Source organism: Pseudonocardia lacus, from assembly GCF_018531445.1.
Classification (GTDB): Bacteria; Actinomycetota; Actinomycetes; order Mycobacteriales; family Pseudonocardiaceae; genus Pseudonocardia; species Pseudonocardia lacus.
On record NZ_JAHDTH010000052.1, the window covers coordinates 25,005 to 38,885 of the forward strand.

17 protein-coding genes are annotated in these 13,881 nt (G+C 75.4%); 14 read left to right on the forward strand and 3 right to left on the reverse strand.

Going from position 1 to position 13,881, the window contains the following annotated elements; all coding sequences use genetic code 11:
- Positions 1–83 precede the first annotated feature (83 nt).
- Complete coding sequence (locus tag KIK08_RS14010; protein WP_214403556.1) at positions 84–1,034, reverse strand: hypothetical protein; 951 nt, start codon at positions 1,032–1,034, stop codon at positions 84–86.
- A 120-nt stretch (positions 1,035–1,154) separates the two neighbouring features.
- On the opposite strand from KIK08_RS14010, the gene KIK08_RS14015 reads away from it, so the two are divergent.
- Together KIK08_RS14015 and trpS are read left to right on the forward strand one after the other, a co-directional pair.
- Entirely contained in the window at positions 1,155–1,586 is a 432-nt protein-coding gene (locus KIK08_RS14015; protein ID WP_214403557.1) for a DUF6194 family protein, read from the forward strand.
- A gap of 188 nt (positions 1,587–1,774) precedes the next feature.
- Positions 1,775–2,737, forward strand: coding sequence for a tryptophan--tRNA ligase (gene trpS / locus KIK08_RS14020; RefSeq protein ID WP_214403558.1), 963 nt, complete (start codon positions 1,775–1,777; stop codon positions 2,735–2,737).
- Here the strand turns inward: trpS and KIK08_RS41345 are convergent.
- Complete coding sequence (locus KIK08_RS41345; protein WP_214403559.1) at positions 2,734–3,225, reverse strand: hypothetical protein; 492 nt, start codon at positions 3,223–3,225, stop codon at positions 2,734–2,736. The genes trpS and KIK08_RS41345 overlap by 4 nt on opposite strands.
- A 70-nt stretch (positions 3,226–3,295) precedes the next feature.
- Here KIK08_RS41345 and KIK08_RS14030 point away from each other — a divergent pair, with 70 nt between their 5' ends.
- The 10 genes from KIK08_RS14030 to KIK08_RS14075 all read left to right on the forward strand — a co-directional run bounded on the left by KIK08_RS14030 (position 3,296) and on the right by KIK08_RS14075 (position 11,885).
- Complete coding sequence (locus tag KIK08_RS14030) at positions 3,296–4,150, forward strand: LysR family transcriptional regulator (RefSeq protein WP_214403560.1); 855 nt, start codon at positions 3,296–3,298, stop codon at positions 4,148–4,150.
- Positions 4,147–4,692 carry an RNA 2'-phosphotransferase gene (locus KIK08_RS14035; protein WP_214403561.1) on the forward strand — a complete coding sequence of 182 codons (546 nt, stop codon included), beginning with the start codon at positions 4,147–4,149 and terminating at the stop codon, positions 4,690–4,692. The genes KIK08_RS14030 and KIK08_RS14035 overlap by 4 nt, the downstream gene beginning before the upstream one ends.
- A gap of 16 nt (positions 4,693–4,708) precedes the next feature.
- Positions 4,709–5,134, forward strand: coding sequence for a PPOX class F420-dependent oxidoreductase (locus tag KIK08_RS14040; protein ID WP_214403562.1), 426 nt, complete (start codon positions 4,709–4,711; stop codon positions 5,132–5,134).
- Positions 5,135–5,144: 10 nt separating this feature from the next.
- A complete protein-coding gene (locus tag KIK08_RS14045; RefSeq protein WP_214403563.1) occupies positions 5,145–5,765 on the forward strand; it encodes a maleylpyruvate isomerase family mycothiol-dependent enzyme in 621 nt (206 codons plus the stop codon).
- Positions 5,766–5,837: 72 nt separating this feature from the next.
- A complete protein-coding gene (locus KIK08_RS14050; RefSeq protein ID WP_214403564.1) occupies positions 5,838–6,059 on the forward strand; it encodes a DUF4287 domain-containing protein in 222 nt (73 codons plus the stop codon).
- Positions 6,056–6,901 (forward strand): class I SAM-dependent methyltransferase, encoded by an 846-nt coding sequence (locus KIK08_RS14055; RefSeq protein WP_214403565.1) that lies wholly within the window; start codon positions 6,056–6,058, stop codon positions 6,899–6,901. The genes KIK08_RS14050 and KIK08_RS14055 overlap by 4 nt, the downstream gene beginning before the upstream one ends.
- A gap of 64 nt (positions 6,902–6,965) precedes the next feature.
- Positions 6,966–7,541 (forward strand): hypothetical protein, encoded by a 576-nt coding sequence (locus KIK08_RS14060; RefSeq protein ID WP_214403566.1) that lies wholly within the window; start codon positions 6,966–6,968, stop codon positions 7,539–7,541.
- Complete coding sequence (locus KIK08_RS14065) at positions 7,538–8,074, forward strand: DinB family protein (protein WP_214403567.1); 537 nt, start codon at positions 7,538–7,540, stop codon at positions 8,072–8,074. The genes KIK08_RS14060 and KIK08_RS14065 overlap by 4 nt, the downstream gene beginning before the upstream one ends.
- A 659-nt stretch (positions 8,075–8,733) precedes the next feature.
- Entirely contained in the window at positions 8,734–10,911 is a 2,178-nt protein-coding gene (locus KIK08_RS14070; RefSeq protein ID WP_308257629.1) for a SulP family inorganic anion transporter, read from the forward strand.
- A 17-nt stretch (positions 10,912–10,928) separates the two neighbouring features.
- Positions 10,929–11,885, forward strand: coding sequence for an AEC family transporter (locus tag KIK08_RS14075; protein ID WP_214403569.1), 957 nt, complete (start codon positions 10,929–10,931; stop codon positions 11,883–11,885).
- A gap of 4 nt (positions 11,886–11,889) precedes the next feature.
- On the opposite strand, the gene KIK08_RS14080 is transcribed toward KIK08_RS14075, so the two are convergent.
- Positions 11,890–12,351: a nitroreductase/quinone reductase family protein gene (locus KIK08_RS14080; RefSeq protein ID WP_214403570.1), complete on the reverse strand. Its 462-nt coding sequence runs from the start codon at positions 12,349–12,351 to the stop codon at positions 11,890–11,892.
- A gap of 51 nt (positions 12,352–12,402) precedes the next feature.
- On the opposite strand from KIK08_RS14080, the gene KIK08_RS14085 reads away from it, so the two are divergent.
- Both KIK08_RS14085 and KIK08_RS14090 read left to right on the forward strand, forming a co-directional pair.
- Positions 12,403–12,858: a MarR family winged helix-turn-helix transcriptional regulator gene (locus KIK08_RS14085; protein ID WP_214403571.1), complete on the forward strand. Its 456-nt coding sequence runs from the start codon at positions 12,403–12,405 to the stop codon at positions 12,856–12,858.
- Positions 12,859–13,162: 304 nt separating this feature from the next.
- Positions 13,163–13,828, forward strand: a complete 666-nt coding sequence (locus KIK08_RS14090) for a DedA family protein (protein WP_214403572.1) — start codon at positions 13,163–13,165, stop codon at positions 13,826–13,828.
- Positions 13,829–13,881: the final 53 nt, after the last annotated feature.

Sequence of the window (13,881 nt, forward strand, 5' to 3'; positions counted from 1 at the left end):
GCCGCGGGATGTCGACCTCGGCGGCACGCACAGTACCGATCCGCCGCGGGGGCGGATCGGTAACGTGATCGATGGGCCGTCGATCAGGGCGTCGACCGCAGGTCGACGGCGACGTCGTCGTTGCGGAAGACCAGGTAGCGGGCCTCGAACCCGTCGGGCACCGCGTAGCAGGCGTAGCCCTCCGACGCGCAGGCCGGCTCCTGGTCGAGCCGCACCGTGCGACCGCGGCCCTCGCCGATCAGGAAGGTGTTGGTCGGCAGGGCACCGGTGGCGTGCACCGGAACCCGCACCGTCGGGAACCACCGCTCGGTCTCCGGGTCGGCGCCCCCCGGCAGCCCAACCTGCACCGGCCCGGTCACGGTGACGACCGTGCCGTTGCCCGTCTGCGTCCGCGCGCCGATGGGGACGACCTCGTCGACGCGGAACGTGCTGCGGTTGGGGTCCGACGGGGTGGTGGTCGGCGGGTCGAGGTAGTTGTGCATGGCGTCCTGCACCGGGTACGGGTACGTGCCGATGTCGTGCTCGCGCGGGAGGACGAGGACGGTCAGCAGCGCGCCGAGCGGGACGAGCACGGCCGCGGCTGCCCAGGCGCGCGGCGCGGTCCGGCCGAGCCACAGACCGGCCGCCGCGACGAGCACGCCGCCGATGCGCAGGGTGACGGCCCCGGCGCCGTTCTCCAGGTCGACGAGGCCCTGCGGCGCGCGGACCTGCAGGACCCGCCCGTCGGCCGCGGACCGCGTGACGACCACGGGGGAGCCGATGTCGAGGTCGGTCAGCGCGTGGCCCCCGCCGGCGGCGGCGAGGTCGAGCGCGGAGCCGTCGGCGGTGACGGCCACGGAGTCGTAGGAGTAGGAGATCCGGCCGATCTCGCCGTGCCGCTCGGAGCCGGACTCCGCGAGCACCGCCCGGGTCTGCGACGTCGACGCGAACGCGTGGACGGCCCATTCGGCGACGGGCACGAGCGCCGCCCCGGCGACCAGGAAGGCCAGGAGTCGCGGCCAGGGCCGGCCGGCCGGCCTCGCCGTCGTCGCCATCGTCCGATCATGGCCGAAGCGCGGCGATCGTCCATCGGCACATCTACGGAGAACCAATTCGATGTGATCTGCATCACTTGCCTTGGGCGGGACCCGTCCCTATTGTGATGTGTTCGTGCAGTGGATTTCGACCGCATTCGCGAGGTCATCGCCGCCTTTCCCGACACCCTGATCGTGGAGAACGACGGGGACGTCTACGCCATCCACGACCCCGACGGCGACTACGCGCAGAACCCCCGCCAGGGCTGGGCCACCATCATGACGTCCGACGCCTACGACTCGGCGTCCCACCTCGACCGTCCGGGGGTGTTCCGGCTCAACATCGGGCTCCCGCGCGGCCGCCTCCGCGAATTGCTCGACCCGGAGGCCGACCACGACGCCGCGGCCCTGGACGTGCTGTTCCCGCACCCCGTCTACGGCGCGATGAACTGGGTGTCCGTGCTGAACCCCGACCGCACCTGGCCGCTGGTCCGGCAGTTGCTGGCCGACGCGCACGCGTTCGCGGTGCGCAAGCACGAGAACACCGCGCGGCGGCGCGCCGAGCGCTCCTAGAAACCGGTGGGGTCGGATGGGCCGCCGCGGCTACGGTGCCGGGATGCGCGCGAACGTGGGCACCTGGTGGCCGCCGGCCGGCGGCCCCTCCGACGTGCGCTGACACCGACGACTCCGAGGCCGCCCGCGGGCGGCCCCGATCGTTGCCGGGCCGTGGCGGGTGGCCACCCGACCCGAGGAAACGATCGATGCGACTGTCCGGGATCACCCCGTCCGGCCACCCCCAGCTCGGCAACCACCTGGGCGCGGTCCGGCGCTGGGCGTCCGACGGCCGGCCGGACGACCTGTACTTCGTCTCCGACCTGCACGCGATGACGACGAGCCACGACCCGAACCGCCTGCGGGCGCGCACGAGCGAGATGCTGGCCGTGCTGGTGGCGTCCGGGATCCCGGTCGAGCGGGTGTTCGTGCAATCGGACCTGGCGCGCGAGCTCGGCGCGCTGACCTGGGTCCTGGAGTGCACCTGCAGCTACGGCGAGGCCGCGCGGATGGTCCAGTTCCGGGAGAAGGGCAGCGGGCAGGGCGGCGTGCGGCTGAGCCTGCTGACCTACCCGGTGCTGATGGCCGCCGACATCCTGCTGCAGGGCGCCGACGAGGTGCCCGTCGGCGAGGACCAGAACCAGCACGTCGAGCTGGCGCGGGCGCTGGCCCGGCGGTTCAACGGCACCTACGGCGAGGTGTTCGCGGTGCCGCGGGCGGTGCTGCCGGCCACCGGGGCGCGGGTGCGCGACCTGGCCGACCCGACCCGCAAGATGTCGAAGTCGGCGCGGGACGCGGCCGGGGTGGTGTTCGTGCTCGACGAGCCCGACCTCATCCGGCGCAAGGTGCGGCGGGCGGTGACCGACGGCTGCACCGGCGTCGCCTACGCGCCGGCGGAGCGTCCCGGGGTGGCGAACCTGCTGGAGATCCTGGCCGGCTGCCTGGGCGGGCGTCCCGCGGACCTGGCCGAGGGGTTCGGGTCGTACGGGGCGCTGAAGGAGGCCGTGGCCGACGCGGTGATCGAGGAGCTGCGTCCGATCCGCGAGCGGACGCGCGCCCTGCTGGCCGACCCGGGCGAGCTGGCCCGGATCCGCCGGGAGGGCGCCGCCCGCGCCGCGGAGCGGGGCGAGCACCGGTTGGGCTCGGCGATGCGGTTGATCGGCGCGGGCTAACCGGCCCGCTCCACCGCCGCCAGCACGTCGGTCCACGTCGGTGTCGCGAGCACGAAGTCCGGCGCCGGGTGGTCCTGCGGCCCGAACAGGTACTGCCGGCTCACCGCGCCGCGGATGGCGTGGTGCACGTCGGCGCGGTCGTCGACGAAGTCGGTGAGGCCGAGGTCGAGGCAGTGGTCGCGCTTCTCGGGGCGGCGCAGGCAGAACCGCACCGCCCCCGGGTCCAGGCCGGTGCGGGTGTGGACGTCGTGGGCGTCGAGCCAGCGCAGGGTGCGCTGCTGCACCCGCGGCCCGCATTTCGACACCAGCCACACCCGGCCGCGGAACCGGTCGACCAGGTGGGCCAGCGCGTCGACGGCGCCGGGGACCTCCGGCGTCGCGAGCATGGCGGCCTCGCCGCCGGTGAAGAAGGCGGTGTCGCCGCCGGGGGTGGGGCCGCCGGCGATGATCACGCGGCCGATGTCGACTCCGAAACGGATCTCGTCCATGGGGCCAGCGTGCGGCCGCGACATCCGCTTCCGGAACTATGGATCTTCGGTGTGACTATAGTCCTGCGCTATGGACGGGCGGGATCTGGTCGAGGCCGACGCCGTCCGGTCGTTCGCGGTCTTCGCCGAGCACCTCAACTTCACCCGGGCCGCCGCCGCGCTGCACATCAGCCAGCCCTCGCTGCACGTGAAGATCGCGAAGCTGGCCGGGGCGCTCGGCGTCGCGCTCTACGAGCGGGAGGGCCGGGTGCTGCGGCTGACGGCGGAGGGTCGGCGGGTGGCCGCCTTCGCCGCCGACTCCCGCCGCCGCGTCGACGACTTCCTGGCCGACCTGCACGACGCCCGGCCCGCGCTCACGGTCGCCGCCGGGCGCGGCGCGTTCCGCTGGGTCGTGGCCGACGCGCTGCGCGACGTCCTGCGCGGCGGGCGACGGCTGCACGTCGTGACGGCCAACCGCGACGAGGCCATGGCCGCCGTGCTGTCCGGGACCGCCGACGTGGCGGTCGTCGGGTTCGACGCGCCCGGCCCCGGGGTCGAGGTCCGCCCGGTCGCGTCCTACCCGCAGGTGCTGGTCGTGCCCCGGGAGCACCCGCTGGCGGCCCGGGACGCGGTCACCCTGTCCGACATGGACGGTCTGGACCTGGTGCTGCCGCCCGCCGACCGGCCGCACCGCCGCGCGCTCGACCGGGCCCTGCTGGCCGCCGGCGCCGCCGTGCGGGTGCCGGCCGAGGCCGACGGGTGGGACCTGCTCGTGCACTTCGCCGGGCTCGGCCTGGGCGCCACGGTGGTCAACGGGTGCGTCGAACCGCCGGACGGGCTGGTGGCGGTGCCGGTGGCCGACCTGCCGGCCGTCGGGTACTGGGCGGCGTGGCGGCCCGCGCGCCGCGAGCGGGTCGCGGACCTCGTGGAACGGTTGGCGGCGTGACCGACGACGTCCGGCTGAGCAAGTTCCTCGCGCTGGTGCTGCGCCACGACCCGGCGGCGGCCGGGGTGGAACTGGGGCCGGGCGGCTGGGTCGGCGTGGACGACCTGCTGGCCGGCCTGGCCCGCGCCGGGCGCCCGATCGACCGGGCCCGGCTGGAGGCCGTCGTCGCGAACAGCGACAAGCGCCGCTACGAACTCGACGGCGACCGCATCCGCGCAGCGCAGGGCCACTCGCAGCCCGTCGACCTGCAGCTGGAGCCCGCGGTGCCGCCGGACGTGCTGTTCCACGGCACGGTCGAGCGGTTCCTGGGCTCGATCACCGCCGAGGGGCTGCGCCCGGGGAGGCGCACCCACGTGCACCTCTCGGCGGACGTCGCGACGGCGGAGGCCGTCGGGGCCCGGCGCGGCCGGCCGGTCGTGCTGCGGGTCGACGCCGCCGGGCTGCACGCCACCGGGGCGGCGTTCTACCGGGCCAGCAACGGCGTGTGGCTGACCGCGCGCGTGCCACCGGAATGGATCTCCGTTGACACCCGCGAGCGGTGACGTAAACGATCACGGGATGACTGCACTGCCCCCGGCACTGCGCGAGCTGGTCGAGTCCGGACCGCTCGTGCACCTGAGCACGACCAACCCCGACGGGAGCCCGCAGGTCTCCGCCATCTGGGTCGGCCTCGACGGCGACGACCTGGTCAGCGGCCACATGCGGTGGTACGCGAAGCTGCGCAACATCGACCGCGATCCGCGGGTCGTGCTCTCCTTCGACGCGCCGCGCACGCCCGGGGTCTTCCTCGCCGAGCACGCCGTGCTGCGGGCGCGGGCCACGATCGAACCGACCGAGGCCGCGTGGGACCTGCTCGACCGCCTCGCCAAGGTCTACATGGCCCCCGACGCGGGCTTCCCCGCGCCGAAGGGCCCGGGCTACGTCCTCCGCTACGCCGTCGAGCGCGTCGGCGGCGTCGGACCCTGGGTGGCCGGTGGAAAATAGACTCCGGCCCGTGCCCGATCCCGCCGCGCTGTTCGCCGACGCCGCCGCCACGGTCGTCGAGCTCGTCGACCGCATCGCCCCCGATGCCTGGGCCGGACCCGGCCTCGGCGCCTGGGACCTCAAGGCGCTGGTCGGGCACACCAGCCGGTCGCTGGTCACGGTGGCCGGCTACCCGCGGCTCCCCGCCGCCGACGAGCGCGTCGGCAGCGCGGCGGAGTACTACGCGGTGATCAAGACCGGCGGGCTGCCCGGCACGACCGACCCCGAGGCGATCGTCGAGCGGGGCCGGCAGGCCGGGGCGCAGCTCGGCGCCGAGCCGGCCGCCGCGTTCCGGGCGCTGGTCGAGCCGGCGACCGAGAGGGTGGCGGCGCTCGGGCCGGACGCCGTCGTCGAGACGATCGCCGGCGGCATGCGGGTGCGGCACTACCTGCCGACCAGGACGTTCGAGCTGGTCGTGCACGGCCTGGACATCGCGGCGGCCACCGGCGAACCGGTCGAGTTCGCGCCCGAGGTGCTGGCCGAGGCCGTCGGGCTGGCCGCGCACACGGCAGTGCGCCTGGGCGAGGGCGTGCCGCTGCTGCTGGCGCTGACCGGGCGGCGCCCGCTGCCGGCCGGGTTCTGCGTGGTCTGATCGCGGCGATGAGTTCCGCGGGCCGCGGCGGTCGTAGGGATGAACGTCCGGTTGAGCGAGAGGTGCAGGCAGATGGCTGAGGTGAAGGGCCCCGCGTCCTACTTCCCGATGATCGAGAAGAAGTACGGCCGGCCCGTCGAGGAGTGGTTCGACGTCGTGCGCTCGGCCGTCGCGGCCAACCCCGCCGCCAAGCACATGGAGCTGGTGGCGCTGCTCAAGGACGAGCACGGCATGGGCCACGGGCACGCCAACGCGGTGGTGGCGCACACGCTCAGGCTGGACCGCGCATCGTGACGGCGCCCGGCGTGGCCGGCTCCAACGCCGAGGCCGCCCGCGCCTGGGACGGACCCCATGGCGACCTGTGGACCGACAACGCCGACCACTTCGACGCCCAGACCGCCGACTACCTGCCGGCGATCATGGAGGCCGCCGCCATCGTCCCCGACGCCGCCGTGCTCGACGTGGGCTGCGGGGCCGGTCGGCTGACCCAGGAGGCGGCCCGCCTCGCGCCCCGCGGCAGCGCCACCGGCGTCGACCTCTCGACCCGGCTCCTCGACCTCGCCCGCGGCCGGGCCGCGGCGGCCGGCTTCCGGAACGTCCGGTTCGAGCGGGCCGACGCCCAGACCGCCGACCTCGGCACCGGGCGCTACGACCGGATCGTCAGCCGCAACGGGGTGATGTTCTTCGCCGACCCGGTCGCCGCCTTCACCAACCTCGCCCGCGCGCTCAGGCCCGGCGGTCGGCTGGCGCTCGGGGTCTGGCAGGCGGTCGAGCACAACCCGTGGTTCCCGGCGTTCCGCCGCGCCGTCGCGGCCGGGCGGGAGCTGCCGCCGCTGGCCACGGACGGTCCCGGTGCCTTCTCCTTCGGCGACCCCGAGCGCGTGCGGCGGCTGCTGACGGCGGCGGGGTTCACCGAACCGCACTTCGCCGACGTCCGCGCGCCGGTCCACTACGGCGACCCCGCTGCCGCCGAGGTGGTCGTCTCGGGCATCGTGCGGGGGCTGCTCGACGAGCTCGACGAGCCGGCCAGGGCCGGCGCGCAGGAGGCGCTGCGGGCGACGCTGCGCGAGCACCTCGGGCCGGACGGCGTCCGCTTCGGGTCGGCGATGTGGATCATCACGGCCGGGAGGGCGTGAGAACCCCGCGGGTGGGCCCGGCTGGTGGTGCCGCGGATCGACCGCGCTCGCGACCATGGGACGCATGGACGACGACACCGAGGCCAGGTGGCGGCAGATCCCGCCGGAGAACGAGATCCCGGTCGTGCTCCCGTGGGCGGCGCCGTTGGGCCGCACCGACCGGGCGGCCGTCGCGCTCGTCTGCGCCGAGGTCCACACCACCGGGGTCGTGCTGCGCATCGTCGTGCGCACCCGGGAGCACGACCCGGGGCGGCTGACGTACCACCTCCCCGCCGTGCTGATCGGCGTCGAGCTCGCGGACGGGAGCGTCGCGGTCGCCGAGTCGTCGCCGGGATCGTCGCTGGGGCCGCAGGACCCGTCGCTGTGCCTCGGTGGTGGCATCTTCGGGTTCGACGGCGCGAGCATCGGCTTCCTGCTGGCGCCGCTGCCGCCACCCGGCCCGCTGACCCTGCACCACGCCTGGCCCGACGGCGGCATCCCGGAGACGTCCGTGCGCTTCGACGCCACCGAGGCCGTCGAGGCGGCGGCCGGGGTGCAGGTGCTCTGGGACCCCGCGCCGGTCGAGCGGCGCCACATCGACGAGCCGCGGCCGCAGCCGCCGGAGGGCGGCTGGTTCGCCCGGACCATGCTCGGGGAATGACGACCCCCCTCGCCGACTCGACGGCCGAACCGAGGATCGACCCCGCCCCGCTGGGAGCCGAGCGCGAGACGCTCACCGGGTTCCTGCGCTGGCAGCGCGACACCCTGCGGATCAAGTGCGCGGGCCTGGACGCCGAGCAGCTGGCGCGCCGCGCCGTCGAGCCGTCCGGGCTGAGCCTGCTGGGGCTCGTGCGGCACGCGGCCGAGGTCGAGCGGTCCTGGTTCCGCGAGCTGATGGCCGGCCTGGACGTCGCGCCGCTGTTCGGCGCCGACGAGGACGCCGACTTCGACGGCGCCGCCGCCGACCCGGAGCAGGTGGCCGAGGCCGTGGCGGCGTGGCGCGACGAGATGGCGTTCACCGACCGGTTCGTGGCCCAGGCCCCCGACCTCGACCTCGCCAGCGCCGTCGCGCACCCCGGCCTGGGCGTGGTGTCGCTGCGCTGGGTCCTGGTGCACATGATCGAGGAGTACGCCCGCCACGTCGGGCACGCCGACCTGCTGCGCGAGCGCATCGACGGAGCGGTGGGGGAGTAGGGGTCAGCGGTGTCCTTCGAGCGCGGTGATCGTGTGGCTTCGGCCCGCAGGTCGGCTGCCCTGCGGTTTAGCTGCGCCATAGCGGTCTGAGGGGCCTTCGGCGCTTTCGCGGGGCCTCCGTCGGCGCCTTCGCGGCGGGCGACCTCTGATCAAAGCAGGGGCTTCGGGGTGGAGTGGCCCGCTCCGCGGCCGGGCTCGGCCGGGCCCGGCCGAGCGAGGGGGCGTGCCTCGCAGCGTCGGGTGGGTGTCGCAGCGCTGGGTGGGTTGTCGCGGCGCGCCGGCGGGTTGCGACGATGCCGCTGGGTCTGCGCGGTGGGCGGGTCGTGCACGGCTGTGCGTGCGGGCGTGCCGGCGGGGGACTTCGGGGGTGGGGTGGCCGCTGCGCGGCTGGGCGGGGGCCGGGCTCGGGCGGGCGAGGGGGCCTCGCAGCGCCTCGGCGGTGTCACAGACCTGGTGAGGCGCTCGCAGCGCGCCGGCGGGCTGCGACGGCACCGCTGGGGCTGCGAGGCGGCGGATCCATGCACCGCGCAGCGACCCGATCGAGTCCCTTTCGTCCGGATTACCCGATGGGGGCGCGACCAGTTGATCTTCACGGCGTTGGCCGGGTGTCCGGGGCGCAGAGCGGCGTCCGACCGTCCCGTCTTCGCCGGAGGCCCCGCGTGACCCCGACCCGGACGTCCCGTCCCCGCACGCCCGTCGCCGCCGTGCTGCGCTTCGACCTCCCCGCCTCGCTCGTCGTGTTCCTGGTGGCGGTGCCGCTGTCGCTGGGGGTGGCGATGGCGTCCGGGGCGCCGCTGCTGGCGGGGCTGGTCGCCGCGGTGGTCGGCGGGGTCGTCGTCGGGCTGGTGGGCGGGTCGCCGTTGCAGGTCAGCGGGCCGGCGGCGGGGTTGACGGTGGTCGTGGCCGACCTGGTGACGCGGTTCGGGTGGGCGACGATGGCGGTGGTCACCATCGCGGCGGGGCTGCTGCAGATCGCGTTCGGGCTGGCCGGGGTGGCCCGGTTCGCCGCGGCGATCCCGCCGGCCGTCGTGCACGGGATGCTGGCCGGGATCGGGGTGACGATCGCGCTGTCGCAGCTGCACGTCGTCCTCGGAGGCCCGCCGCGGACGGGCGCGTGGGACAGCGTCGCGCAGCTGCCCGGTCAGCTGCTCGGGCTGCACGGGCCCGCGGTGCTGGTGGGGTTGGTGACGATCGCCGTCGTGCTGGGGTGGGGTCGGCTGCCGCGACAGCTGCGGGCGGTGCCCGGCCCGCTGGTCGGGGTGCTCGCGGCCACCGGGCTGGCCGCGCTGTGGCCGGACGTGCCCCGCGTCGACCTGCCCGGCGGGCTGCTGGACGCCGTCGCCCCGCCGACGTTCCCGCTGCCCGGCGCGACCTGGTCGGGCGTGGCGCTCGGAGTGCTGACGGTGGCCGTGGTCGCCAGCGTGGAGAGCCTGCTGTCGGCCGTCGCCGTCGACCGCATGCACGACGGCCCGCGCACCGACCCGGACCGCGAGCTCGTCGGGCAGGGCGCGGCCAACAGCCTGTCCGGGCTGCTCGGCGGGCTGCCGGTGACCGGGGTGATCGTGCGCAGCTCGACGAACGTGCGGGCGGGGGCGCGGACGCGGGCCTCGACCGTCCTGCACGGCGCGTGGGTCGCGGTGTTCGGGATCGCGCTGGTCGGCGTCGTCGAGATGGTGCCGCTGGCGGCACTGGCCGGGCTGCTGGTGCTGGTCGGCGTGCAGCTGGTCAAGCTGGCCGACATCCGCACGGCGCGCCGGCACGGCGACCTGGCGCTGTACCTGGCGACCGCGCTCGGCGTGCTGCTGTTCACCCTGCTCGAAGGGGTCGCGCTGGGACTGGCGGTGGCCGGGCTGACCGTGCTGCTGCGGGCCGTGCGGGCCCGCATCGGGGTGACCGACCCCGGACCCGGCGGCGGGCCCGTGCACGTCGTGGTGCGCGGCGCGCTGAGCTTCCTGGCCGTGCCGGCGCTGTCGGCCGCGCTGGCCCGGGTGCCGGCGGGAGCCGTCGTGCGGGTCGACCTGGTCGTCGACTACATGGACCACACCGCCTTCGACCACCTCGACGGCTGGGCGCGGGCGCACCGGTTGACCGGCGGCGAGGTCACCGTCGACGAGCCCGGGCGACCGGGGTCCGGGCGGCGGTGGCCGCACTCGCGGTTCGCGACCTGGTCGGAGTGGCAGTCGCGGCACCCCGACCTCGACGGCACGGAGCCGGCACCGGGGGCGGCGACGGCCGCGTTGCTGGCCGGCCTGGCCGCCTACCACGCCGAGACCGCGCCGGACATCCGTCCGGTCATGCGCGAGCTGGCGGACGGCCAGCGGCCCTCCGGGCTGCTGCTGGCCTGCGCGGACTCCCGCGTGGTGCCCAACATGATCACCCACAGCGGTCCGGGCGACCTGTTCACCGTGCAGAACGTCGGCAACATGGTCAGCGGGACCGGGACGCACGCCGCCGTGCAGTACGCGACCACCGTGCTGGGGGTGCCGCTGATCGCGGTGTGCGGGCACGCCGGCTGCGGGGCGATGCAGGCGCTGCTGGCCCGGGCGCGCCCGGGCGGCTTCCTGCGCGACTGGCTCGACACCGGCACGCCGAGCCTGTTGGCCTTCCGGTCGGGGCACCCGGTCGGGCGGGCGGCGCTGGCCGAGGGTCGCTGCGAGGTCGACGCGCTGGCCATGGTCAACGTGGCCGTGCAGCTCGACGTCCTGCGCCGGCACGGCGCGAACGTGGAGCTGGTCGGTCTGTTCTACGACATCCCCACCGCGCGCGTGCTGGTGCTCGACGCCGACGGTGTGACGTTCAGCCCGGTCGTCGACGACGCCGGGGCGGGCGTCGGGTAGCGGCGCATACTCGGCCGGTGTCGTCGGTGATCATCGCGAAGCTGGCGGCGATCTTCGCGGTGGTGGCGGTCGGCTTCGGGTGCGGGCGGACCCCGATGTTCTCCGGCGCGCAGTCGTTGCGGCTGCTCACCGACCTGGCGTTCTTCGTGCTCACCCCGGCGCTGCTGTTCCGGCTGACCGCCTCGCTCGACCTGGCCGCCCTGCCCTGGGCGGTGATCGGCGTCTACTTCGCACCGACGGTCGTCCTGCTGCTGGCCGTCTACGCCGCGCAGCGGGTCTGGCTGCGCGCCGCCGAGCCGGCCGCCCCGTCCGTGCGGGCGATCACGGCGACGTTCGGCAACACCGTGCAGCTGGGCATCCCGATCGTGCTGGCGCTGTTCGGCGACGCCGGGCTGGGCGTGCACGTGCCCATCACCAGCCTGCACGCCCTCATCCTGCTGAGCGTGCTGACGGTGCTGGTCGAGGCCGACCTCTCCCGGCGCGGCGAGGGCGGCCAGGGGGTGGCCGGCACCGTGCTGCTGACGGCCCGGCGCACCGTCGTGCACCCGGTGGTGCTGCCGGTGCTGGTCGGGTTGGTCGTGAACCTGGTCGGGCTGCCCGTCCCCGGCCCCCTCGACGAGGTGCTCGGGCTGCTGGGGCAGGCGGTCGTGCCGCTGTGCCTGCTGCTGATCGGGATGTCGCTGGCCCACCACGGCGTGCGGGGCGTGGCGGGGCCGGTGGTGTGGCTGTCGGTGGCGAAGCTGGTGGTGCACCCGGCGCTCGTGCTGGGCGTCGGGTACGCGGTCGGGCTGCGCGGGCTCGCGCTGACCGTCGTCGTGCTCTGCGCGGCGCTGCCGACCGGGTCGAACGCGCAGCTGTTCGCCCAGCGCTACCGGTCGCGCGAGGTCGAGACGACCGCCGCGCTGATGGCGTCGACGCTGGCCTTCGCGGTCACCGGGCCGGCCTGGTTGCTGGTGGTGGACGCGATCGCTTGACGCGCTACCGGGGCTCGACCGCGCCATGGATCTCGAACACCGCGACCCGGCCGGCCGCCGCCGCGAACTGCTCCGGGTCGGCTCCCTGCACCAGCCCGATCCGCACGAAGAACGCCACCCCGTGCGGCACCTCGCGCGGGAACGCCCGCATCACCGCCGTCCGCAGGTCGGGGTCCCGGACCTCGATGAGCGAGATCGGGCGCACCCGACGGCCGCGGCGCAGCTCGCCGCGTCCGGCGGCGCGGGCGTTGCGGGCCCAGTCGCAGTCGGGCAGGGCGGCGATCACGAACTCCCGGCCGTCGACGCGCAGCGGTGAGACGGGGGTGGAGCGCGGGGCGCCGGTGGTGCGGCCGGGAACGGTCAGCACGTGGATGGTGCCCAGGGGAAGGCCGACCCGGTGCAGCGCGCGGACGACGCGGTTGGCGGGCTTGAGCCAGCCGGGGAGGGCGGCGCTCTGCTGCGGCATCAGAAATCCCTTCGATAGTCGAACGATCGCCTCGACGGTAGATTAGTTCGAGTGTCGAAGCAAACCGACCTCCGTCGGCGCGTGGCGGAGGCCGCCGCCGACTTCGGCGCGGCCGCCGACGAGGTCGACGGGGCCGTCGCCGAGGTGCTCGGCGTCAACCGCACCGACCTGCGGATCATCGGAGCCGTGGCGCTGGCGGGAGAGCTGTCGGCGGGAGCGCTGGCGCGCGACGTCGGGCTCAGCCCGGCCGCGACGACGACCGCCGTCCAGCGGCTCGTCGCCGCCGGGCACCTGACCCGCGAGGTCGACCCGGCCGACCGCCGGCGCACCGTCCTGGCGCTCACGCCCGGGGCCGCCGAGCAGATCGAGCGCGCCTACGGACCGGTGGCGCGCGAGGGGCAGGAGGCACTGGAGGACTACACGACGGCCGAGCTGGCCGTCGTCGAGCGCTTCCTGCGGCAGGGCGTCGCGCTGCAGCGGGCCCACGCCGCCCGCATCCGCAGCTGATCCGATCGAGAACGACGTTACGGGACCAACACGGCCCGAGTTGATCCCACAGCGTCGTTCTCGACGGCGCGGGCGCGAGGAGCGGACGGAACCACTGGTCCTGCAAGTGGCGGTGCGGGTGGAGGACACGTTCCGGCCGTAACGCGGCGGTGGTCCGCCGCGAACAACCTCGGCGGGTGTGGATGGCCTGGTCGGCGATCAGGGGGTTACCCCTACTGATCGGCTGCGGGCGCGTCTGCGACCCTGAGGACCCTGAGGAAGGCTCCCGCGCCGGGGGTGCGTCCCCGACCGGGAGGACCAGAGCGTGCTCGATGTGCTGACGGGCTTCGGTGCCTTGCTGCACAGCGCGTGGCTCCTGCCGCTGCTGACCGTGATGATCGCGGCCGACGGCCCGTTCCCGGTGCTGCCGAGCGAGACCATCCTGATGTCGGCCAGCGCCCTGGCCTTCGGCGGGCACGACTGGATCGCCGTGTTCGCGCTGTTCCTGGTGGCCGTGGTCGGCTCGATGATCGGCGACCTGCTGGTCTTCGGGCTGGGCCGGTCGTCGCAGCGGGTCGTCGCGCTCACCGACGTCGACACGGGCATCTCCGGTTGGGTGCGCCGCAAGCTGCTGGCCCAGCCCGGGGTCGCGCTGGTCGGGGCCCGGCTGGTGCCGGGAGGGCGGCTGGTCAGCACGGCCGCCGCCGGCCGGTTCGGGCTGCCGCTGCGGCGGTTCCTGCCGTGGACGCTGGCCAGCTCGGTGGTGTGGAGCTGCTACATGCTGCTGGTCGGGTTGGCGCTCGGGCCGGTCACCGGTGGTGAGCCGCTGCCGTGCCTGGTCGCCGGGATCATCATGGCGGCGGTCACCGCGGGCGGGTTCTCGGTCGGCCAGCGGATCCGGGCGCGCCGCGCCGCCCGCCGCGCGGTCGCGATGCCCCTCGCGCTCACCGCCGGCCCGGAGCTGGACGTCGACCTGCCCCGCGCGGCCTGAGCCGGCGCGGCCACGCAGCGCCGCGCACCGCGCCACCGCGACCACCACCCCGC